Below are 23,325 nucleotides of genomic sequence, written 5' to 3'. Positions count from 1 at the left end.
TATCGTAAATCGTTAAAGCGTTTACAAATTCAAATAGAGCTAATATACTCATTTCGTTATAGTAAAAAAACAATAAAGTGAAATATAAATTTGGTGAAATAGTATTAGAGTGCAGTAATTAACCAAAACAATTTTGTTAAAAAAAGAAACCGAAAAAATTAAATAAACGTATCCAAAGATTTTGCAATCCTGCGTATGGCTATTTTGCTATAGTTGAAAAAAAGATAACTATATTTGGGGGAGATAAGAGATGAAGAAGAAAAAAGCCTTCGCTGTTACGGCAGCTGCAGTCATGGCAATCAGTATATTGTTAGGAGGTTGTTCATCATCGAAAGAAACTTCAGATCAATCTCAAGGGGACGGTGTCCAATTAACGTTTTGGCGAAATTCCGGAAATGATGCAGAGAACAAAGTTTATGAAGAACTGATCAAATCTTATGAGAAAGAAAATCCAACGGTTGATGTGAAAATGACGCCAATTCCGTTCGCAGACTATTCGACAAAGCTGAGAACCGCCTTGGCTTCAGGCAGCCCGCCGGATATCTTCGCAGTTGACAGTCCTGATTTAGGCGCCTACGCAGAAGCGGGAGCATTGCTATCCATTGATAAATACATGAAGGAGGAAGGGGAGATAGAGGATATTCCGGAATCAACTCTTAGCGGATTATCCTATAAAGATCAAATTTATCTCGCTCCGATTGTACAATCAGGTATCGTGATGTTCTACAATAAAAAAATGTTTGAAAAAGCAGGGCTTGAGACGCCTTCGGAAGATCCAAAAAACCCTTGGACCTGGGATCAAGTACTGGAGGCAGCAAAAAAAATCAATGACCCGAAAAATGGCGTGTATGGGATTGATCCCGCACAAGGTTTCAGCGAAGGAGAAGGACCGGCATATTTTAAATCTCCAATTCTATGGCAATTTGGCGGAGAAATATTAAATCCGGAAGGTACATCTGCGGACGGATTTCTCAATTCACCAGAATCTTTGAAAGCGCTACAATTCTATCAGGACTTGTATCAAAAAGAGAAAGTGGCTGCCGTAGAGCTGCCGCCTGATCCATTTGCGACAGGCAAGCTGGGTATCAGTATCGATGGGTCTTGGGCCCTTGCGCATTTCTCAAGCAACTTCCCTGACTTTAAATTAGGAGAGGATTACGGGGTTGCTCCGTTACCTAAGGGTGAAAAGCAGGTTGCGCCAAACGGTGGATGGACTTTAGGTATTTCCGCCAAAACGAAACAGCAGGATGAAGCATGGAAATTTATCAAATATTTAACGAGCTATGAAGGGCAAAAAACGTACGTAGAAGCAACCGGAGATATTCCAGTCAGGTATTCTGTCGCAAAAGAGATCCCTGAATTAAATGAGTATCCAAAGAACATCTTTTTAGTCCAGTCACAGGAATTTTCTAAAAACAGACCTGTTACGCCAGCCTATCCAACCGTCAGTAAAGCGATGAAAAAACTGTTTGAAGACGTTGGGATAGGGAATCGGGACGTGAAGGCTTCTGCAGAGGAAGCGGTAATGGAAATCGATAAGGCTCTTCAATCAAAAAAATAGAAAGCAAAAGGGGAAGGGACTCCCTCCCCTTTCTCCTTCCAAAATGAAAGGGTGTTTCTATTGGAAGCAAATAGAACTTTAAAAAGTAATATGAAGCCAAGCAAAAGCCAGCAATTTTTTAAGCTGTCTTATCGGCAAAGGGAGAGACTCGCGGGGCTTGGGTTTATCTTTCCTGTATTAGTCCTTTTAATCATATTTATGTTTTATCCGATGATTCAGGCCTTCATTATCAGCTTTCAAGAATACAATTTAATCAGCTTAGAAAAAAGTTTTATTGGTAACGGAAATTACTTGAATCTAATGAAGGATCAGGTTTTTCTAGACAGCTTGCTGCATTCTCTCCATTTTGCCGTTATCGTAGTTCCCGTGCAAGGCGCCATCTCGCTGGGGATTGCATTGCTAATACAAAAAAAATCAAAAGTAAATGGCATATTTCGAACGATTTATTTTATTCCGGTTGTGATTTCAACGGCAGTAGCGGCGACTGTTTTTAAATTAATTTACAATAAAGAATTCGGACTGCTGAACAATTTTCTGGAATCGCTTCATTTGCCGACTGTCAATTTTCTTTCTGATCCGAATACTGCGATGTATGGGGTTATTATTTTAGGAGTTTGGAAATCGGCGGGATTTTTTATGATTGTCTTTCTTGCCGGCTTAAATAGCATTCCTTTCGATTTATACGAAGCGGCGAGAGTAGATGGAGCGGGGAGAATCAAACAATTTTTCTATATCACGCTCCCATTGTTAAAGCGAACAATCGCCTTCGTGGCTATTATTACAACAATCGATGCGATCAAACTGTCTGCATTGGTTTATGTGCTTACCGACGGCGGTCCTTCAGGCGCTACTGAAACAACGGTGGTCTATATTTTCAGGACAGCATTTGAACAAATGAATATGGGATACGCTTCAGCAGCAGCCTTTATTTTGTTTGCGATAGTTTTAATTATTTCATTGATTCAAATGAGACTCTTCAAATCAGATGTGGAGTATTAATCAGAAAAAGGGTGATGATTGTGAAAAGATTAACCCTGTCAATCAAGTATACTTTCATGGCGGCATTAGCCTTAATTGCTCTTGTCCCAATCTTGTGGATGGTATTGGGATCGTTCAGAAGCTATCAGGAAATTTTTCAATATGCGACAAGCCTGAACATCCATTTGCTGCTACCAGTAGAATGGACTTTGCAAAATTATATCGACGTTATCTTTGATGAACAGAATCCAATCTTTTTGTTCATAGGCAATACCTTATTTGTTACGATCATTGTGACGATCCTCGTTCTTTTCATAAACTCTATGGCTGCATTCGCATTTGCAAAGCTGGAGTTCCCGTTTAAAAATGTGATCTTTGTATGCTTTATGTCCGCCATGATCATCCCAGGCGAAGTGACATTGGTCCCCAACTATTTATTAATGAACGACTTGGGATGGGTAAACGATTATAAGGCACTCATATTTCCATCCTTAGTGCACGTTTTTGGGATCTTTCTATTGAGGCAGTTTTTTTCTGAAATACCAAAAGACATGATCGAGGCAGCAAGATTGGATGGCGCATCTTGGTTCAGAATTTACTGGAACATTATTTTGCCATCGGCAGTACCGGCACTTATTACGTTGGGGATCATAACCTTTTTAGCGAACTGGGATGCTTATTTCTGGCCGTTAATCGTCATTAATGATGAACCGAAACAGCTTATTCAAGTCGCAATTGCCAACTATTCTTCTTTAGCTGGAAATGAATGGGCAAAAATCCTGGCGGCGAATACGATAAGTACAATTCCAATCATCATTGCGTTTCTTTTCCTGCAAAAATACTATATTCGCGGCATTTCGATGACAGGGATGAAGTAAGAAAAAAACAGCAGGTGCCTCCCAGCGGCGCCTGCTTTTTGTTTATTAGAAACCGTCTTCCGCTGTAAATTGGATGTTCAGCCTGTTTTCCACTGCACGCAGCCTCTGGTTCAAACGGTTTAAGCGTCGTGTTTGACGTTCGTCACTTTGATTGAGACGGTTAATTTCCTGGTTTATGCGGTTGATTTCCCGATTTAAACGATTGACTTCCCGACTCAGCCGGGTAATCTCTCTGACTTGCTCTTCATTTTGTCTTTCAAGCGTCCTGACTCTTCTTTCTAAAGTCTGAAATTGAGGGATTTGTATTTGTCTCGCATACTCATCATCTTCATACTGTTGTGCATAGGGATTGTAATAATAAGGCGCATATGGATCCGGCTGTTGCGGAACATATCCGGGATTAAAATAATATGGGTTCATTTGGACAGCACTCCTATTCTTTCGGGATAAATACCCTATAACTTATGAAAGGATAGGCAAAATGACAGGGCGATAACCTAGAGACAACCTTTTTCTTGTAATGAAAGGATCAAGAATTTACACATCTTAAACTAAGACTAGTATGTTGTGAAATATTTCCATGCTGTTTGTATTCCTTTTTCTTTGTGCAAACAGTACATCTTTTTTATAACCGGTCGGTACTACTTTATTTCAAACCCGCAATGAGGAAGCGTTTTTTGATGTTGGATAAATAATGAGCGCCCTGAAAGATCCTCTCAGGGCGCTCATTTATCTTACTAATTAGATCTTTCTTGCCCACGGATTTTGGCATCAAACAGTCCCCGCTTGTTTGCGGTGTCTCGAACTGCTTTCCGATCTCCAAATTCACGAGACGTTCACTGGGTTTCCTTCTGTATCACATACTGGCGCAGAAGTTCTTCGAGACTAGCCATTTTTTCCTTTCTCGTTTCCTCGTGGCTTGCTGATAAGAACTAATGTAACAGAGGTTTTAGAGAATTAAGCTCAAATATGTATATCATTTTTTGTCCGTCCATATTCATTCAATAAAATCGTTACCGTATGTTCATCTTATCAATGATTCTCTCGAATTCTTCCTCAATTGCTTTATCCGGGAAGAACGTTTTGGCAGGATATATGCGCTCATTGAGCTAAGAAATAGAAAATAATAATCATCATTTTCCTCCACTCTTTCTATGCCAGACCAACTAGTCTTTCTTTCTCCAGCGCTGTTTTTTTCAATTAATCCATCTTCACTCGGGATAAACACATGTTGGCCTAATAAATTATCGTTACTTCCCTCATTAAGAGCTTTTAATAATCGCTTTTTAATATAGGCAAAAAAGTATTTTGGATAAAATGCCATCCATACTATCGAAACAAGCACAAAGGTGATGAAAAAACCAATTAGAAATTCTCCCGTCATCCAGAAAAGAACAAATGGAAGAACTAAAAAGATAATGGGTGTAAGAAAGCGTTGCATGAATAAAGATTGTTTTATCATTTTCGAATGCTTCATATAGTGTAGATTAAAGGCTAAATAATCATCCTTTGTCAATTCATATTTGAGTTCCATTCTGTTCCCCCCCTATATCTATGTATCTATAAAAAACAATAATGAAAGTTTATCACATTTCTATTTCCAATAAAATCCATCCTTTCATATTTGTTATATGGTTAATTTGTTTGGCTTACCTTCTCTGAAATCCTTACGCCGCTTAGCAATCGCTTTTCCTTCCTGGGTATTTTCGACAATCATATCCCTTTGTAAAATCTGCAAAAGCACTCATAAAAGGTATGTATCCTCAAACTACGCTCCAATTCAGTACCCTGTTTTAACGTGCTTTTTTATCTTGCGTTTAAAGAGTCAAATTCATCACATACTAAAATGAAGGTAAAAACATACTAATACATAAAAAAAGCGAGGTTCATCATGAAAAAAAGATTACCTGCTATCCTGTTAATTATGCTTTTAGTAGCATTAACAGCAGCATGCGGCAACGCAGATAACTCAGCAGAAAAAATGGGAAATAACAATGATGGGGACTTAGGGACGTCAGTGAAAGATATAGGTATGAAAAAAGATCAGGGTGTGAAAGAAGAGGACAGCAGAGATTTCAATGAAAGCTATGGAGTATCTCATATCACGCGTTCCCATATGCTTCAAATTCCTCAGCAGCATGACGATGCACGTTTTGAGGTACCGCAATTCAATCCCAATTCAATCATAAACATCCCAACTGCCCAAGGATATGATAAAAATGGCAATATTACAGAGTTAGATGTATGGGATAGCTGGCCGCTACAAAATGCTGATGGCACAGTAGCAGAATACAAAGGATACCACCTTTTATTTACATTGGCTGAAAATCCTAAAGATAAAAAAGAGGAAGCTTTTATTTACCTTTTCTATAAAAAAGCTGATAAAAACTCTTTAAACAGCTGGAAAAATGCCGGCCGAGTATTTGACGATGCTGATAAATTCAAAGAAAATGATCCGATTCTAAAATATCAAACGCAAGAGTGGTCTGGTTCCGCAACGTTAACATCTGCTGGCGAACTACGCTTATTCTATACTGATTTCTCCGGAACTCTGGAAGATGGAGGTACCGGATACGGTAAACAAACGTTAACTACTGCTCAAGTGAATGTGTCAGAACCATCTGCCGGCACGATCCAAGTTGACGGCGTAGAAGATCACAAATCGATCTATGATGGCGGAGAAGGTAAAATTTATCAGAATGTTCAAGGGTTTATCAATGCGGGTGCATATAATTCAGGCGATAACCATACGCTCAGAGACCCTCATTATATTGAAGATAAAGGCCATAAATATCTAGTGTTTGAAGCAAATACTGGAACAGAATACGGTTATCAAGGTGAGGAGCAACTTTTCAACCAAGCATACTATGGAATGAAAAAAGATGAGTTCCAAGCTGAAAAGAAAAAATTGCTTCAAAGCGATAAAAAACGCACTGCTAAAATGGCCAATGGAGCAATAGGTATTATTGAAATTAACAGCGATTATACGTTAAAAAGAGAAATGAAACCATTAATTACTTCGAATACAATCACTGATGAAATCGAACGTGCAAACGTCTTCCGAAAGAATGGCAAATGGTATTTGTTCACAAGCTCAAGAGGAATTAAAATGACCATTGATGGTATCGATAAAAATGACATTTACATGTTAGGTTACGTATCCAGTTCTCTAACTGGTAAATACAAGCCATTAAATAACACTGGAATCGTCTTGCACCATGATCTTGCCAAAAACGATGTGACATTTAATTACGCTCACTTTGTTATTCCACAAAAGTCAGGTAATACTTTCGTGGTAACACATTACATGACAAACAAAGGTCTGTTTAAATACCGTCATTCTACTTTTGGACCAAGCTTCTTGCTGAACATTAAAGGTTCAAAAACGTCTATCGTAAAAGACGGCATCTTAGCGCAAGGTCAATTAACGGTTGAATAAAGCTAGTGCCTATTTCCTTTCAAAATGTGACTTAGTGGGGGAGGCTTAAGAACCATAAGGTCAGTGGTTCTCCGGGCACATCAGCAATTACGGCAGGTTATCGTTACACGCGGGTATGCGGTGTTTCTATCATACGGTGGGTGTCTGCAGCCTTTTCTAACGGAAGGACTTTCGAACAACAGGTTTGATTTTCTCTTCGATTCTTGAGAAGCAGAATGATATATGAAACATTCACGCTGAAAATGACCATGTGGAGTCACACATGGTCATTTTTCTTGTTTTGACAAAGATCGAGTCAAATTGAACTCCGATTGATTGTTCATCGATTCCACAAATTCCTAATGGATTCCCGCTAATATCCCGATTTTTTTCAATTACTCATCCTCGATACCAGTCTTCTTTCTGCTGAATATTTTTCGATATTCGATCGGAGATATGCCTTCAATCTGCTTAAAGAGCTTTGAAAAATAAGTGGGATCTTCCATTCCGATCATTTCAGCAATAACGCCCATTTTCTCATTCGTGGAAGCCAGCAGGCGCTTTGCTTCTGTCATTCTTACTCTGTTCGTGTACTGACCCGGGGTGACGCCGAGCACTTGCTGCATACAGCGTGATACATAATCTTGATTGTAATGCAACGCAATCGAAAGGTTCACCGCAGTAATTTTTTCTTTGTAATGCTTTTGCAAATATCGGGCAGCTTCCCAAGCGACGCGTTCTTTGGCCGAGGGAATTTGAAACGCTTCCTTTTGCAGGTGCAGCAGGAGCTCCTCGAACAAAATTTGTTTCCGCAACGGCAGATCGGAGTTTTCGGTTGAATAATTAATTAAGCTTTCAAAATGATTTTCCAAAAATTGCGTCTGTTGTACCTTGCCTTTTCGCGGTAAAGACATGTGAAAATTAGCGGGCTCCTCATAGCTGCCTTTTTCGTATTGAAGCTCAGCCCAGTTATTTCCTCCTGTCTCTGCAAACTCATAATTCGATTCGTGAAAATGGAGCCAATAATAATCAGTGTCCTCTTCGCAGCTTTTTGTCCCGTAGTGCTCCAGCTCTGGAGAAAGCAATATGTATTCACCACTTTTTACGGAAAACGACTTTTCATTTTCTGTGATATATAACGTTCCTTTTTTTACATACAAAAGATCGAACACAGTGAAAGTCCGCCTGGCATGCATTTCCCCTTTTTTGAAAACTCCTTCTCCGGCAGCGATAAAGACCGGAAAGGGAGGGACCTCAAACATCACTCGAGCCATAGGTGTCATCCTCTCTCTATAAGTCGGATTATTGCAAGAAGTTTCGGCTTTTTCCCTTTTTATTATAAGGAAACGGAGGTACACTTTTAAACGTTGATTTTATTTTGAAAGGGGCAGGGCTATGAAACAAGCTGTCTTAAAACCTACCGCGGTCACACAAACTTCTGAAAAAAACCTCTCATTATTTTCGCTGACTTGGCCGATTTTTATTGAGGTTTCATTATATATGTTTATGGGAAATGCCGATACGTTGATGCTCAGCCAATACTCTGATAATAGCGTCGCAGCAGTTGGAGTGAGCAATCAAATTCTAAATTTATTAATTGTGATGTTCAGCTTTATTGCCACGGGTACAACAATTATTATTTCTCAATTTTTAGGCTCTAAGCAAAAGAAAGAAGCAATGGAGGTTGCTTACGTTTCTATCGGCGCCAATTTTGTGATTAGCTTTGTCATAAGCGCCGCTGTGTTTTTAGCGGCTGTTCCGTTGTTAAATATGATGGGGTTATCAGGCGAACTGATACCTGATGCGAAAGTGTTTTTGGAAATTGTCGGCGGCTTGTCATTTATCCAAGCCTTAATTATGACATATAGTGCGATATTGAAAAGCTATGGTTATACGAAAGATACGATGTATGTCACGATCGGAATGAATGTATTAAATATCATTGGAAACTATTTTTTTATTTTTGGACCATTCGGATTTCCTGTTCTTGGTGTAACAGGTGTTGCGATATCAACCTCAGTCGCAAGAATTATTGGTTTAGCAGTCATGATAATCATCGTTAAAAAGCGGATAAACCTATCGCTTTCATTGAAAAAAGTATTTCATGTGCATAAAGAACATCTGCGCAAGCTGGTGAAGATCGGAATTCCTTCTGCCGGTGAACAGCTTTCTTATAATGGATCGCAAATGATTGTTACGTATTTTATTGCAATCTTGGGCGCCCAGGCGTTGACAACAAAGGTGTACACTCAAAATATTATGATGTTCATCATTTTGTTTGGTACGGCGATTAGCCAAGGAACGCAAATTTTAATCAGCCGCAATATCGGTGCAAAACAGTTTGACGAGGCATATGAGCGCTGTATGAAAAGCTTATATTGGGCGATCGGAATCGCTGCTGGAACCTCGATTATCATTTCAATTTTTTCAAAGCAGGTGGTCGGGATCTTCAGCCAAAACCCTGAGATCATAGCCACAGCGAGCATGCTGATCGTAATGACCATTATTCTTGAACCAGGACGATCATTCAATGTTGTCATTATCAACTCATTGCGGGCAGCAGGTGATGCGAAATTTCCAGTCTATATGGCGATGCTCTCCATGTGGGGCATAGGACTCCCGATTGCTTATCTGCTCGGTATCCACCTCGGATACGGACTCGCGGGCATCTGGATCTCTTTTATCGTGGATGAATGGTTCAGAGGAATATTAATGTACAGAAGATGGCGTTCACGTATTTGGATCAAAAAAGGAATGGCGTAACCCTTTAGTAAATGGAGGCTGACTCAAAGAGGTCGTCATTTAAAGACCTTTTAAGTCAGCCTCAATCTTTAGACAATATTTACTTTTTCAAAACGGGTATCCATATTTCGCTTTTAAAAGTCGGCGAAGTGACATCTTTATGCTCATTCCACAAAATTTCCGGTCCTTCTGTTTGTTCATAGTTTGAGGATGGAAACCATTCGGAATAGATGCGCCCCCATACATTTTGCAGCGTATCAGGGAATGGTCCGACTGCTTCGAATACTGCCCAAGTTGAGGAAGGAACTTCAAGCTGCGTGAGATGATCCGGGCAATCCTTAGTTGTTGCAGCACCTATATAATGATCAAGCTCCCCTTTTTCCTCCATTCTGCCTTCAGAAAAATTCGTGGATGCACTAAGCAGTCCCAGCGGCTCGACATTAGAAAGCTTTTTAAGTAGATCGATCTTTTCATCATCTAAGCTTTCCCACATTGAGGCAATCTCCGGGTTAACTCCTTTGAAAATGATCGGCACTCTTTTCTTAATACCAACGATGCGAAAAGCCTCTTTTTCTTCAATTCGATAGTTCATTTCGTTTCCTCCTTTAATCGTTAATTGGAAGGTCATTCGTGGATAAGCTTTTAGCGGCTGGCCAATATTTCTGGCTTCTGACGGTGTTATTCCGTGCAATCCTTGGAAAGCTCTTGTAAAAGAGTCCGGTGAGTTGTACCCATACTTAATCGCAACATCTATTATTTTTATCCTGCTAGTCGTAATCTCAAATGCTGCAAGAGTGAGGCGCCTCCGGCGGATGTACTCCGACAAAGTAACACCAGCAATGAACGAAAACATTCTTTTAAAATGATATTCCGAGCAAAAAGCCAATTTCGCAACTTCTTTAAAGTCAATATCATTCGTAAGATTTTCTTCAATATAGTTCAATGCTCCATTCATTTTTTCAAGCAAATCCATTTCTATGACCTCCCTTTCACGATTAGAATAACAGGAGTCGTTCGTATCTACCCGACATTTCGTGCACAGTTATGATGGGTATTTCATTACTATAGAAAATATTATACAACCTGAATAGATAATCTACATAAGGTTAACTATAGACGCCTGTTCGCAATGAAAAGTATGATTTATAATAGATTAAGAGAAAGATTGTTATCGGAGAAATTAAGAAAAGAAGGTGATGAAATGCGTCTGGCTGTGATCTCAGATATCCATGGAAACGCGGTTGCCTTTCAACAAGCAATTCAAGATTTACGTGATCAGAGTCCTGACAGAATTATATGCTTGGGAGACATTGCAATGAGGGGGCCTCAGCCTGTAGAATGTGTCGAGCTTTTACAGTCACTAGATCCTTACATAGTTGTAAGAGGAAATTACGATCACATGTTTACGAGATTTCCAATGAAAGATTGGAAGCCTGAAACCTTTAAACAAGAATTGGCGCTTAGGGCAATTGAATATGATGGTGAGCGGTTGTCGCAAGAGCAGCAGGAGTGGCTTGCTGATCTTCCAACCGAAGGCCTGTTTGAAGCTGAGGGTGTTCATGTTGAAGCCTATCACGCTTCGCCAAGTTCTTTATATAGCGTTCAATATCCATGGGCTTCTCTGGATGATTTGGATTTGCTTCATAAAAATGAACAAACGGAGCTTGTCTTATTCGGTCATGTGCATCACGCATTTGTGAGGCAATGCAAAGGAAGGACCATCGTGAATTGCGGCAGTATCGGAATGCCATTTGACGGTGATAATCGGGCAAGCTATGCGATAATCGATATACAAAATAATGACATCGCCGTCCAGCTAAGAAGAGTTACATATGACATTGAGCGGGCGATAAGCATCGCTAGAGAAAGCGGAATGCCGGATGTAAAGCTGTTTGAGTATGCATTGCGAACGGCGGAATATCCATATCTTGAAACGATCGCAAATTTAAAAACTGTCTAGGGAGCGTTATATGAAGCTGGAGCGCTTCCTCAGGTTTTTGAATACCCTTACGATTAAACATTGAACTTATGTGACGGGTTATCGGCATAAATATATATAAATTTTCTCTAACCCCGGTCACTTGCATGAAGGTAATATAATGAGTAAGAAAGGATGGTAGTATGAAAGTCAATCACCTTAACCTAACTGTTACGGATGTCCCGGAAGCTCGCAAGTTTTTGGAAACTTATTTTGGTCTGACGTGTGAAGGGAGCCGCGGGAACGGCTTTGCGGTAATGTTTGATGACGATGGCTTCGTCCTAACTTTAATGAAAGGGAGCAAAGTCCAGTATCCGAAAACCTTCCATATTGGATTTCCCCAGGAAAATAAGGAGCAGGTAGATCAGATCAATCAGCGTTTGAAAGAGGATGGGTTCGATGTTGAACCGCCAAAACAATTACATGGTTATACATTCTATGTTGAGGCGCCCGGGGGATTTACAGTTGAAGTGCTATGTTGACTGGAGGGGAGTGTTTCTTTCTCCCTTTTTTAAAATCTAATAAAATTTTTTGGGGAAAAGGAGTATAAAAATAGATGTCGAAATATTTAGAATTATAAACGTTTGAAGGGAGTTTTTTTCGTGAGTAAGACACTTGAAGCTTTGCGAAACTATACAAAAGAAATTGTCCCTGCTTCACTTGAGATCTTAAAAAACTATTTGAGGCTTCAGAGCGTTTCAGCCCAGCACAAAGACATTCCCGAAACAGTGAAGTTTGTCGCAGAGGCGATTGAAGAAGCTGCAGGGGAAACACAAATATTAGATGATCTCGGCGGAAATCCGGTCGTTTATGGATTTTTTGCAGCGGGGAAAGATGGGGATGCTACGAAAACATTGCTCTTCTATAATCACTACGACGTTCAGCCGCCAGAACCGCTCGATGAATGGAATACGGATGCATTTGAGCCAACCGTTGTAGACGGAAAGTTATTTGCACGTGGAGCCGCAGATAACAAAGGAGATTTGATCGCTCGCCTGACAGCGATTAAGGTGCTTAACGAAGTAGAGGGCGGATTGCCCTGCAATATTAAATTTTTGATCGAAGGCGAAGAGGAAATCGGCAGCCCCAATCTGATTCCTTACATAGTGAAATATAAGGAGCTTTTTCAGGCGGATGCCTGCATTTGGGAATTCGGCGGGAAGGACGAGAAAGACAGAATTAGCATGGTCGCCGGAATTAAAGGTATGGCCTATATGGAACTGACGTCCGTTGGTGCAGACATTGACATGCATTCTTCTGTCGGAGCTTATGTTGATAATGCGGCATGGAGGTTAGTTCAAGCTCTGGCCACAATGAAAAATAAACAAAATGAAATTTTAGTCGAAGGATTTTTTGACGGAATCGATAAGCCAAAAGAAGCTGAAAAACAAGCTGTGCAGGCCATGCCATTTAATGAAGAGGCCATAAGTGAGCTGTACGGATTAAAACGTCCGCTCATTACTGCAGCAAAAGGTGAGGATCCGAGAGAAGCAATGGTGTTTCAGCCGACGATGACGATTTGCGGCCTGGAAAGCGGCTATACCGGCGAAGGCGCAAAAACCGTCCTGCCGAAAAGCGCCAAAGTTAAGCTTGATTGCAGACTAGTCCCCGGCCAAGACCCGGATCATATATTGCAATGCATCGAAAAGCACTTGGAGACGCATGGCTTCCATGATATTACGGTATCTTTGTTAAACGGCCAAAAAGCATACCGATCTGATTTCAGCCACCCGTTTATTGCCCACGTCATGCAAACAGCAAAAGATGCCTATCAAAAAGAAACCATCCTGGCCCCAAACTCTGCGGGAACAGGTCCCATGTATATTTTCGGAAAAGAGCTTCAGTTTCCGATTGTCAGCACCGGAGTCGGCTGGGCAGGATCGAAGGCACATGCCCCCAATGAATCCATTCGCCTCCAAGATTTCGAACAGGGAGTTGTCCATATGGCGTATATGCTGTCAGGGTTACCTGCAGCTTTGCAGACTTCAGAAAATATGAAAGTTAAATAGTATACTTTCAATCTCAGGCTGTCGACAAAAGTCGGCGGTTTTTTTGTCCTGGCCCCAAACTCTGCGGGAACAGGTCCCATGTATATTTTCGGAAAAGAGCTTCAATTTCCGATTGTCAGCACTGGAGTCGGTTGGGCAGGATCGAAGACACATGCCCCCAACGAATCCATTCGCCTCCAAGACTTCGAACAGGGAGTTGTCCATATGGCGTATATGCTGTCAGGGATATCTGCAGCTTTGCAGACTTCAGAAAATGTGGAGGTTAAATAAACTGTATTAAATCTCAGACGTAGACAAAAGTTGGCGTTTTTTTGTTGAAAATTTTCATTTTTCGTAATAGTAAAAATTACAGTTTTACCCTTATCATCAAAATTAGTTTTTGTTAGTATAGGTACACGTATAGGCAATTTCACTTTAGCTCAACATAAAGGTATGAAAAAAGTGGAAAATAAAGAAATAAAAGGAGGATGAGTGAGTAATAATCCTTTACATGTAAAACATGGATATGTTGGGTTTCACATTTAGAGGAGGAAGTTGATGTCTAACAATCAAGGGAAATTTAAAAAAACAATATCTTTACTAGATCTTATACTGATCGGACTAGGAGCTATTTTTGGATCAGCTTGGCTGTTTGCTGTCAGTAATGTGGCTTCAAAAGCAGGTCCTGTAGGAAGTTTCTCATGGATCATCGGAGGTATCATCATTCTTCTGATTGGATTGGTTTATGCAGAACTTGGAGCTGCAATCCCCCGTACAGGAGGCATTTTACGTTATCCTGTTTATTCTCATGGCCACTTAGTCGGTTATTTAATCTCAGTGATCACCATTGTGGCATACACGAGTCTGATTTCAATTGAAGTAACTGCAGTACGCCAATACATAGCATTTTGGTTTCCTAATTTAACGGTACCAGGATCAGAATCACCTACCATATTAGGGTGGTTTGTACAGTTTGCTATGCTTTGCTTGTTTTTTCTCTTAAACTACTGGAGTGTAAAAACATTCGCAAAATCAAATATATTTATATCCATTTTTAAGTATATTGTACCAGTTACCATTGTCATTGTGCTGATCTTTCATTTTAAATCTGCCAATTTTACAGCAGGAGGCTTTGCTCCTTTTGGAGTTGAGGGCATTCAGGCTGCCATTTCAACTGGCGGGGTGATGTTTGCCTATCTAGGACTTCATCCTATCGTTTCTGTTGCAAGTGAAGTGAAAAATCCGCAGAGAAATATTCCGATCGCATTGATTATATGCATAATTCTTGCAACATCTATTTATGCGTTGCTTCAAGTATTGTTTATCGGAAGTATACCAACAGATATGATTTCAGGCGGTTGGGAAGGCATCCAGGATGAGTTTTCATTGCCATTCAAAGACATTGCTGTAATACTCGGCCTCGGGTGGATAGCTACACTCGTTGTATTAGATGCTATTGTATCCCCGGGAGCAAGCGGGAATATTTTTATGAATACGACTTCCCGTTTAGTTTATGCATGGTCTCGTACCGGAACTCTTTTTAACGTTTTTTCAAAAGTTGATAAGAAAACCGGTATCCCTCGTGCCTCACTATGGCTATCATTTGGATTATCTGTTTTCTGGACACTCCCATTTCCTTCATGGAGTGCGCTAGTTAACGTTTGTTCAGTTGCTCTCATTCTTTCGTATGCAGTAGCGCCAATCTCTTCTGCTGCCTTTAAGGTAAATGCAAAAGATCTTGAGAAACCATTCAAGCTGACTGGTATGAGCGTGATAGGACCACTTTCATTTATTTTTGCGACCTATATTGTGTATTGGTCAGGGTGGAATACCATCTCATGGCTTTTAGGGGCACAAATTGTCATGTTTATCATCTATCTCATATTTAATAAGTATGTACCAAAGAAAGAAGTAAGCCTTGCACAACAGATTAAGTCTGCAATGTGGATTTTGGTCTACTATGTCATGATGATGATTATCTCATATTTAGGCACCTTTGGTGGAGGAATTGGGGTACTGAGCAATCCATTGGATCTTTTCGTTATTGCTGTAGGCTCATTAGCGATATACTACTGGGCTAAGTATTCCGGATTGCCTAAAGCAATTATTGACAAAGAACATTCCAACGAAGATGATGAAGTCAAATAAATTATAATGAAATGCTATTCCTTTTTATAACATATAGAAAGGAATAGCATTTTTTTACTATTTGAAGTATAAAGGTATATAAAATAGACACGTGAAAGGGAGAATTTCACACTAAGTTGCTAGGAATTTCTGTAGGATGATTGCAATTACACTGAAGTTAATTCCACGGTTCACAGGATTAATAGTACGGAACACATGGGTAATTGCATGGTTCCACGGTTTAATTGCGCTTCCCTGATCTACTCCCTCATACACCAAATAGTTCCTCCCTTGTAGATCTCCAACGCTTCTATAAGAAACTGTTTGTCATACCCGGCCAGAAGGCTGATTTTATCTGCCCAATCTTCAACTGTTTGTCCAGTCGTTTCATGAAACAGACCTTCACTCGTACTTAAGCAGCTTTTCCAGTTGTCAAATTCCCAATGGGCGATTTCGCTTTTGTAAGGGATTCTGCATTCGAAAAGGGGGGTTGGTTTCACATTCCGCTGAGACCATTCGGCAGCCTCGAGAAAGAATGCCGTCTCAATGGGTTCGGTGTGATAGGTTTGCTGCGAGCGTTTTCCATTTGGACGATAGTAAACGATATCAAAAATCTGTCCTGCTGGTATCACTTCGACATCGGCTGCCGGAAAAAAGCCGCTTTGTTTTTCATTGGAATAATCTTCACTGTTTGAATCGATTAAAATTGGATTGATCCATTGGTCGCCTAAATCGCATAAATAACGCCGGCCATTTTCATCGATTGCGATAACAGCAGCATGGGCAGAATTTGTTTTCAGTCCATGGCCAATCGGATAAGCCTCGATTCCGTCTTTTGAGAACTCATCAAGCAGCCAGATAGACAGGTCAAAGCAGTTGCCTGCAATTCCGTATTGGCTGCGATGCTTCTTCATTTCTGTTATATCTCTTTGTCTGTTCGGTCGTTTTTTCTCATAAAACCATGCTTTGGATAACGTCTCCATTGGAAAGTCGTCAAATTTCCTCCAAGTAGTGAGGATTTGTTTTGGAGCTTGCATGCCGATTAATAACCCTTTGCGTAATCAATCAAATTAACATGTGGTGTGTCTCCGTCAAGATAGGCCGTTAAATTCGGAAGAAAAATGTCCTCGACGACCCGTTTTTCATAAAACTCTGTTAAACCTGCAGTATGTGGAGTAATGATGACATTTGCCATGTCCCACAAAGGGTTGTTTTCTTCCAACGGTTCTGTACTAAAAACATCGAGACCCGCTCCGGCAATTTGCTGATCCTGCAGCGCTTGGATCAATTCTTTTTCATTCGCTAATTCTCCTCTGCCGATATTAATAAAGAATGCAGAAGGCTTCATTTGCTTAAATTGCTCATAGCTGAAAAGGTGATGCGTATCTGCTGTTAACGGCAGTGTAACGACAACGTAATCACAACGCGGAAGCACAGAATGCAACTCGTCTGTCGTATACATTTCATCCACATATTCTTCAGGCTTGTTCGAGTTTCGTACTCCAAGGACTGTCATATTGAACGCTTTTGCAATTTTTGCTGTCTCTTTTCCAATCGCTCCGATTCCAATGATCCCTATCGTCTTGTGATGGATTTCAAGCTTTATATCTGCCTCATCCCATGTTTTTGAAGCTTGATTTCGAATATACGTATGTATCTTTCTCGTTAACGAAAGCATTAAGGCGAAAATCGTCTCGGAAATTGGATAAGCATGCACTCCGCTGGCGTTTGTTAAGTTCACGTTTTTCTCGGCTAATTTTTCTAACGGCAAATAATTGATCCCCGCACTCCAGCTTTGCAGCCAACGAAGCTTTGAATCAGGCGTAAGGCATAATTCATCTAACCCTTTTCTCCAGCCGACAATAATTTCTGCTTCTTTTATATCATTCTCCCAATCTGACTGCTCTTTACCGGAAATGACCTCCCAATCAGGAGCAATTTCTTTTACCTTTTGAATAGACTCTGACTCCATTGCACGAACAAATACAATTTTCCTTCTTGACATAGTACCTCCTTAAACACGTTTTATTCATATTTTAGCAGATTAGTGTGACTTTTTCGAAAATGAGAGATGACATGATAATGAAGCGTAAAATAAAATAGAAGAAAGGAGTTGGAACGTTTATGAAAATACATATTATAGGTTCTGTAGGGAGTGGCAAATCAACTCTTGCCCGAAGATTATCACATAAATATGGTGTGCCGTACTTCGAATTAGATAATGTTGTATGGAAACGAACGAATAAAGGAGACATTAGAAACTCTCCTGAGGTTAGAGATGAAAAATTTCGCAACATTATTGCGATGGATTCGTGGATTGTTGAGGGCGTGCACCATTCGTGGGTGTTAGAAGGATTTAAAAAGGCAGAGCTTATTATTTTCCTTGATACGCGAGTGTGGAAAAGAAATTATCGAATCGCAAAGCGCTTTTTTGTCCAAAAACTGGGCTTTGAAAAAGGGAACTACAAGCAGACAGTTCTCATTCTCGGAAAAATGTACAAGTGGAATTATCATTTTGAGAATTCAAGTAAACCCGAAATTCTGTCCATACTGCAACAATTTAAGGAGAAATTATTAGTAGTTAGCGATAATGATAAAATTGAAGAAATCGATTTTACCATTGGAAAGCAAAAACAGAAATGGTCATAATGACAGCATCATCGGTAAGAAAAACAAAAGGGAGGAAAAAACGTGCTGAATTTATATATTACTCGTCACGGAGAAACTGAATGGAATGTCGCGAAGAAAATGCAGGGTTGGCAGGATTCGGAATTAACCGAATACGGCATTCAAAATGCAGAGCTACTCGGAAAACGATTAAAGGATGTTCATTTTCACGGAATCTACTCCAGCCCAAGCAAGCGTACGGTAAAAACAACAGAACTCATTAGGGGAGAAAGAAAGACGCCTGAGATTATTACGGATGATCTTTTTCGTGAAATGGGGATGGGGGAATGGGAAGGTAAAACCCATGACTACCTTATGAATCAGTTTCCTGATGAATATAACAATTTTTTTCAGGCTCCGCACCTTTTCAATCATCCTGGAGGAGAGAGCTTCTTGGATTTTCATAGCAGGGTTCAAAAGTCACTGGATCGGATACACACCGAGCATGTTTCGGGCAATATTTTACTGGTTACCCATTCTGTGTTTATTAAAAGCTTGACAGCCCATATCAAAAATCTGCCGCTTGAAAAGCTGTGGTCGCCTCCCTATGTCTACGATACCAGCCTGACTTTGATCGAAATTGACCAGGGGCATTACAGGATCAAGCTCGAAAGCGATATTTCTCATCGAAAGGACGGAGAACTGAACAAAAATTAAGAAATGAGGTTTTTAAATAGATGAGGAAAAAATTCTTCATATTCGTCGCGAAGAAAAGAAGTATCACGAAAGCTTTTATGAAAATAACAGACTGTTTAAAGAAGGATCCTGGCTTCATAAGCCTGTCCAGTCTGTGCTGGACTGTATGAGCCATTTTGATCAAAGGGAAGAGATAAAGATTCTTGATTTAGGGAGCGGGGTGGGCAGAAACAGCATTCCTCTCGCAGAAAAAATCAAAAAAGGGCAAGTCGTTTGCGTGGACATTCTAGGGCACTCGTTACGAATGCTAAAAGAGTACAGCAAGGATTACGGAGTAGGAGAAAAGATCAGAACGATTCAAGCGGATATCGGCGATTTTCCAATCGATCCGAACGAATATGATTTCATTGTTTCCGTATCGGCACTAGAGCATATGAAAACGGAAAAAGATTTTGACCGTATGCTACATAAAATGAAACTTGGTACAAAGCCTGATGGTATCCACTGCTTTGTTATCAATTCGCAGGTAGAAGAAATCGATGCGGAAACAAATACACCACTCGATGCATTTTTTGAAATTAATTTGCCAACAAATAATATGATAGGAAAATTAAAATCTGCCTATCGTGACTGGGAAGTTAAACAGCTCGACGTAAAACCGTTATCCTTCGATATAACGCGAAACAATCAATTCATACATATAAAAACAAATGCGATCACCTTTATAGCTTATAACAACAAATTAGAGAGCCTTTAATCAGGCTCTTTTTATACCCAATACAAACCAAAACGTTTCACTGTACACTTTATATCAAAATATGCTATTTTAATATCAGGTTTACCAACAAAGGAGGAAAGAATCCATGTTGTTTCATCCTATGGATATTTTGATATTTATCGCATTCGGGCTTTCACTCTGGGCGCAGTTTAGGGTAAAGGGCAGCTTTAACCGCTGGACGAAAGTGAATGCGTCAAGCGGGATGACTGGAGCAGAGGTTGCCCGCAGGCTGTTGGATGATGCAGGGCTTTATGACGTTCCTGTTGAGGCGGTACGGGGGACTTTGACCGACCATTATGATCCGATGAAGAAAGTTATCCGTTTGTCAGAGCCTGTGTATGGCGGGACATCCATCTCAGCGGTTTCGGTTGCTTCTCACGAGGTAGGTCACGCGATGCAGCACAAAGAGAGCTACCCCGCATTGAAGTTCCGGCATTTCATGTTCCCTGCAGTCAATTTTAGCTCAGGCATTGCTCCGCTCTTGCTTATTGGCGGGTTTTTATTGCAATCGACGAATTTAATTGGCATCGGGATCATCTTATTTTCGATAGCGGTTGCGTTTCAGCTCATCACCCTGCCTGTTGAGTTTAACGCATCAAGCCGGGCAAAAAAACTGATGGTCGCTGATGGCTTTATTGCAGGACCGGAAGAAGAGCGCGGAGTGAGCAAGGTACTTGGTGCCGCTGCACTCACATATGTAGCCGCCGCATTGATTTCACTTTTGGAGCTCTTGAAGTTCATCTTCATATTCTTCAATCAACAATCGGAGGAATAATAACAACACGCCAAGAAGTTTTCGTCTTCTCGGCTTTTTTTATTTTGCGGTTTTTTCACCCATAAATCACTCATCTGCGCCATAGGATATTATATCAATCCGAAATGCTAAGGAGCGGATGAGTATTAGCAAAAAAGAAATATATTTACTGGCCTTTAGCGTTATCATGATTGTATTGGCATCCGGGACGGCAATTTTATTTTCTGTTTCCTTTATGAAGCTTTTTTTTGGCAGCAGTATTCTTTACCTATTCCTGGCGGTAGTCTACTATTGGGTCGACAGTCGTGGGTACTGGAATAACTTGGGGCGGATCCGTAGAACCTTTTATCTGTTGTTTTTGATTTTGATCTCAGTCGGTTTTATGACAGAAAGCATTTCGTATCTTAATTGGCAGCAGGTGATTACCTTTGTTGCGATGGCTGTTTTTGCCGATTTGGCTATTTTTCAAACTCCTCACATTCTTAGTATTTGGAATACAGTGTTTGTCCAGGAGAATGAAGTTCGCGATGCTTTAAAGGAGAGCAGGCAAACGATCCTCATGAATGCGAAAAAGGCTGAGAAATTTTCAGAGGTTATTCAGAATACGGATATCCATTTTGATGAAATGCCTTTTCCTGTTTCCGGGAAAGAATACGAGCAGCAGATGGAGGAATATATCTGTTTGTACAGCGGTGTTTTTGGATTTGCAATTACTATTTTTCTCTTTCCTGTTCTTGAGAGCAAGAAGGAGAAAGAATTGCACATTGACAAAACTTTGAAGAACATCAGCATAAGGCATGCCCATCAAATGACAGAGGATGACAGAGAACAATTGGCTGTTGAATTGTCCGAAGGGCAAATACAAGTGCTGCAAGAGGATCGGTTGATCGCAATTCCTTATTTCGGGAACTATTACAGCATAATTGTAACAGTAGAAGCGAAAGATGTCGCTGTTGATCCGATTGACGCCTCCCACGTCTCGAGCCTGCTTTATATTTTCGATTGGTATATGGAAGGAATCGATTGATCAATAGGTATTCAGAGGATACAATGCATCCATTTGCAAATATACTATATTAGAAATGCGATATATAAGGGGGAGCGAGGTTGGGATTAAAACGAAATAAAAAACGCAAAAGCAACCAGCCGCACACGAAGCAGGGAGATTGGGGCTTTAAAACAATAACAAAAAAAATAGAAAAAGCACTCGGGACTCTTGATAAGAAATATTGATTACCAGAAAAAAGGCCTATTTTAATCTGGCCTTTTTTTATAGTATCGGAGAGAGCAATCTGGCAATAGATTCAACCACACGTTGGAGACGCGGCCTGCTCTTATATTGTTCAAGCGTCAGCTCCCTCGAAACATTCATATCTTCTGTGAAAATTTCTGAAAGTTCCTTTGCTTTTAACTCGTCATAGATAAAAGCGTTGACTTCAAAATTAAGCTTGAAGCTTCTAATGTCGATATTGGCTGTCCCGACAGAAGCCACTTTATCATCGGCAATGATCGTTTTCGCGTGCAAAAATCCTTTTTCATACAAATAACATTTCACTCCTATTGCCAGCAAATCCTTTAAATAAGAATAGGAAGCCCAATAGACCAGTTTATGGTCTGGCACTGCAGGAATCATCATACGAACGTCAACGCCTGAAGTGGCAGCGATTCGCAGTGCATCCATCAAGCTTTGATCCGGGATAAAATAAGGAGTTTGAATATACAGGCGATCCTTAGCAGAAACTATGATTTTTAAATAGGCCAGTTTAATCTGTTCACGTTCATCATCAGGTCCGCTTGTGAGAATCTGCATCCCTGCTTTTCCTTCGTGTGCTAAAACAGGAAAATATCCATCATCGTAATTAATTGCTTCCTTCGAGGCAAGCTCCCAATCTAGAAGAAAATGGGCCTGCATTTGCAGTACCGCACTTCCAGTTATTTTTATATGGGTATCACGCCAGACCCCGTAACGTTTATCCAATCCGAGATACTCATCACCGATATTGAATCCCCCAATGTAGCCAGCTGTTCCGTCGATAATGACAAGCTTGCGGTGATTTCTGTAATTCATTCGAATATTAATCAGCGGGATACGGGAAGGAAAAAAGGAAGCCACCTTGCCGCCGGAAGCTAGTAAATCCCGAAAGATACTTTTTGACAATCTCATGCTCCCGACAGCGTCATATAAAAACCGAACCTCGACACCTTCAGCAGCTTTTTTTGTTAACGCTTCAACGATCCGTTTGGATAAAGCGCCGTTTCGGACAATATAGTACATGATATGTATGTGATGCTTTGCGCCCTCTATGTCTTTTAGAAGGTCGTTGAATTTATCATTGCCGTCTGTGTAGACCTTAATGTCATTATCCTGAGTTAATAGAGAATGGCCGCTCAGCAGATTCATATAAATCAAATCTTGATATTGTTGGATCGTATCATCTTTATAGGCGATTTTACCAAGCCTGAAGCCGGTTAATTGATTCTCATAATAAGGAAGAATGCGGTAGACCTGTTGTTCGTCCAGCTTATATATTTTGCGCTTGCTTAAATTTTGGCCAAACAAGATATATAATACAAAGCCGATTCCGGGCAAAAACAGAAGAACCATCAGCCAGGCCCAAGTAACACCAATGTCTCGTCTTTCTAAAAAAATAACGAAAAAGGCCAATAATATATTTAAGACCGTTAATCCAGTATATAAATTAGGTAAGTCGTACATAAAACACCCCGTCACTAAGCGAGAAATTCAATCGCATCCGTTTTCATCCAGTAATTAGAGTGTAATACAAAATGAATTTCTATTTCAATCTTAATGAAAAAAAG

General features: G+C 40.3%; 23 protein-coding genes and 1 pseudogene. 16 read left to right on the top strand and 8 right to left on the bottom strand.

What is annotated here, in order from left to right; all coding sequences use genetic code 11:
• Positions 1-250: 250 nt before the first annotated feature.
• The 3 genes from JOC74_RS15935 to JOC74_RS15925 are packed head-to-tail and all read left to right on the top strand — an operon-like array spanning position 251 to position 3,417.
• A complete protein-coding gene (locus JOC74_RS15935) occupies positions 251-1,561 on the top strand; it encodes an ABC transporter substrate-binding protein (protein ID WP_211086221.1) in 1,311 nt (436 codons plus the stop codon).
• Positions 1,562-1,621: 60 nt separating this feature from the next.
• Complete coding sequence (locus JOC74_RS15930) at positions 1,622-2,560, top strand: carbohydrate ABC transporter permease (protein ID WP_053601931.1); 939 nt, start codon at positions 1,622-1,624, stop codon at positions 2,558-2,560.
• Between the two features lie 20 nt (positions 2,561-2,580).
• On the top strand, positions 2,581-3,417 hold the full coding sequence (locus tag JOC74_RS15925) for a carbohydrate ABC transporter permease (RefSeq protein ID WP_225970307.1): 837 nt from the start codon (positions 2,581-2,583) through the stop codon (positions 3,415-3,417).
• A gap of 45 nt (positions 3,418-3,462) precedes the next feature.
• Here the strand turns inward: JOC74_RS15925 and JOC74_RS15920 are convergent, their stop codons facing one another.
• The 3 genes and pseudogenes from JOC74_RS15920 to JOC74_RS23630 all read right to left on the bottom strand — a co-directional run.
• Positions 3,463-3,837, bottom strand: a complete 375-nt coding sequence (locus JOC74_RS15920) for a hypothetical protein (protein WP_053601933.1) — start codon at positions 3,835-3,837, stop codon at positions 3,463-3,465.
• Between the two features lie 604 nt (positions 3,838-4,441).
• Positions 4,442-4,951 carry a YcxB family protein gene (locus JOC74_RS15915; RefSeq protein WP_211086220.1) on the bottom strand — a complete coding sequence of 170 codons (510 nt, stop codon included), beginning with the start codon at positions 4,949-4,951 and terminating at the stop codon, positions 4,442-4,444.
• 105 nt (positions 4,952-5,056) lie between these two features.
• A pseudogene (locus JOC74_RS23630) lies at positions 5,057-5,165 on the bottom strand (recombinase family protein); the annotation flags it as partial.
• 284 nt (positions 5,166-5,449) lie between these two features.
• Here JOC74_RS23630 and sacB point away from each other — a divergent pair.
• Positions 5,450-6,856 (top strand): levansucrase, encoded by a 1,407-nt coding sequence (sacB, locus tag JOC74_RS15910; protein ID WP_280882695.1) that lies wholly within the window; start codon positions 5,450-5,452, stop codon positions 6,854-6,856.
• A gap of 374 nt (positions 6,857-7,230) precedes the next feature.
• Here the strand turns inward: sacB and JOC74_RS15905 are convergent, their stop codons facing one another.
• The gene (locus tag JOC74_RS15905; protein ID WP_053601936.1) at positions 7,231-8,109 is read right to left on the bottom strand and encodes an AraC family transcriptional regulator; all 879 of its coding nucleotides are present in this window, start codon (positions 8,107-8,109) and stop codon (positions 7,231-7,233) included.
• Between the two features lie 121 nt (positions 8,110-8,230).
• Between JOC74_RS15905 and JOC74_RS15900 the strand changes: the two genes are divergently transcribed.
• Entirely contained in the window at positions 8,231-9,598 is a 1,368-nt protein-coding gene (locus JOC74_RS15900) for an MATE family efflux transporter (protein ID WP_053601937.1), read from the top strand.
• Between the two features lie 79 nt (positions 9,599-9,677).
• Here the strand turns inward: JOC74_RS15900 and JOC74_RS15895 are convergent, their stop codons facing one another.
• Positions 9,678-10,550: an AraC family transcriptional regulator gene (locus tag JOC74_RS15895; RefSeq protein ID WP_053601938.1), complete on the bottom strand. Its 873-nt coding sequence runs from the start codon at positions 10,548-10,550 to the stop codon at positions 9,678-9,680.
• A gap of 228 nt (positions 10,551-10,778) precedes the next feature.
• Here JOC74_RS15895 and JOC74_RS15890 point away from each other — a divergent pair, with 228 nt between their 5' ends.
• The 5 genes from JOC74_RS15890 (at position 10,779) to JOC74_RS15870 (ending at position 15,691) form a co-directional block, all read left to right on the top strand.
• Complete coding sequence (locus JOC74_RS15890) at positions 10,779-11,537, top strand: metallophosphoesterase family protein (protein ID WP_053605929.1); 759 nt, start codon at positions 10,779-10,781, stop codon at positions 11,535-11,537.
• A 161-nt stretch (positions 11,538-11,698) separates the two neighbouring features.
• Positions 11,699-12,037, top strand: coding sequence for a VOC family protein (locus JOC74_RS15885; RefSeq protein WP_053601939.1), 339 nt, complete (start codon positions 11,699-11,701; stop codon positions 12,035-12,037).
• 120 nt (positions 12,038-12,157) lie between these two features.
• On the top strand, positions 12,158-13,564 hold the full coding sequence (locus JOC74_RS15880) for a M20/M25/M40 family metallo-hydrolase (protein WP_053601940.1): 1,407 nt from the start codon (positions 12,158-12,160) through the stop codon (positions 13,562-13,564).
• Positions 13,565-13,642: 78 nt separating this feature from the next.
• Positions 13,643-13,834: a hypothetical protein gene (locus JOC74_RS15875; RefSeq protein WP_053601941.1), complete on the top strand. Its 192-nt coding sequence runs from the start codon at positions 13,643-13,645 to the stop codon at positions 13,832-13,834.
• 267 nt (positions 13,835-14,101) lie between these two features.
• Entirely contained in the window at positions 14,102-15,691 is a 1,590-nt protein-coding gene (locus JOC74_RS15870) for an APC family permease (RefSeq protein WP_053601942.1), read from the top strand.
• 239 nt (positions 15,692-15,930) lie between these two features.
• Here JOC74_RS15870 and JOC74_RS15865 read toward each other — a convergent pair whose 3' ends face one another.
• Positions 15,931-16,707 (bottom strand): hypothetical protein, encoded by a 777-nt coding sequence (locus JOC74_RS15865; protein WP_053601943.1) that lies wholly within the window; start codon positions 16,705-16,707, stop codon positions 15,931-15,933.
• 5 nt (positions 16,708-16,712) lie between these two features.
• On the bottom strand, positions 16,713-17,675 hold the full coding sequence (locus JOC74_RS15860) for a D-2-hydroxyacid dehydrogenase (protein ID WP_053601944.1): 963 nt from the start codon (positions 17,673-17,675) through the stop codon (positions 16,713-16,715).
• 119 nt (positions 17,676-17,794) lie between these two features.
• Between JOC74_RS15860 and JOC74_RS15855 the strand changes: the two genes are divergently transcribed.
• The 6 genes from JOC74_RS15855 to JOC74_RS23975 all read left to right on the top strand — a co-directional run bounded on the left by JOC74_RS15855 (position 17,795) and on the right by JOC74_RS23975 (position 21,738).
• Positions 17,795-18,319 carry a shikimate kinase gene (locus JOC74_RS15855; protein WP_053601945.1) on the top strand — a complete coding sequence of 175 codons (525 nt, stop codon included), beginning with the start codon at positions 17,795-17,797 and terminating at the stop codon, positions 18,317-18,319.
• 42 nt (positions 18,320-18,361) lie between these two features.
• The gene (locus JOC74_RS15850; RefSeq protein ID WP_053601946.1) at positions 18,362-18,994 is read left to right on the top strand and encodes a histidine phosphatase family protein; all 633 of its coding nucleotides are present in this window, start codon (positions 18,362-18,364) and stop codon (positions 18,992-18,994) included.
• Between the two features lie 16 nt (positions 18,995-19,010).
• Positions 19,011-19,730, top strand: a complete 720-nt coding sequence (locus tag JOC74_RS15845) for a class I SAM-dependent methyltransferase (protein WP_053601947.1) — start codon at positions 19,011-19,013, stop codon at positions 19,728-19,730.
• Positions 19,731-19,836: 106 nt separating this feature from the next.
• Complete coding sequence (locus JOC74_RS15840) at positions 19,837-20,526, top strand: zinc metallopeptidase (protein ID WP_053601948.1); 690 nt, start codon at positions 19,837-19,839, stop codon at positions 20,524-20,526.
• Between the two features lie 118 nt (positions 20,527-20,644).
• Positions 20,645-21,532, top strand: a complete 888-nt coding sequence (locus JOC74_RS15835) for a type II toxin-antitoxin system SpoIISA family toxin (RefSeq protein WP_053601949.1) — start codon at positions 20,645-20,647, stop codon at positions 21,530-21,532.
• Between the two features lie 80 nt (positions 21,533-21,612).
• Positions 21,613-21,738: a hypothetical protein gene (locus JOC74_RS23975; RefSeq protein ID WP_264080145.1), complete on the top strand. Its 126-nt coding sequence runs from the start codon at positions 21,613-21,615 to the stop codon at positions 21,736-21,738.
• Between the two features lie 37 nt (positions 21,739-21,775).
• On the opposite strand, the gene cls is transcribed toward JOC74_RS23975, so the two are convergent.
• A complete protein-coding gene (gene cls / locus JOC74_RS15830; protein WP_053601950.1) occupies positions 21,776-23,221 on the bottom strand; it encodes a cardiolipin synthase in 1,446 nt (481 codons plus the stop codon).
• Between the last annotated feature and the right edge of the window lie 104 nt (positions 23,222-23,325).

The organism is Bacillus capparidis, from assembly GCF_017832095.1.
Lineage (GTDB): Bacteria > Bacillota > Bacilli > Bacillales > Bacillaceae > Bacillus > Bacillus gobiensis.
This window is presented reverse-complemented; position numbering and strand designations above follow the sequence as displayed.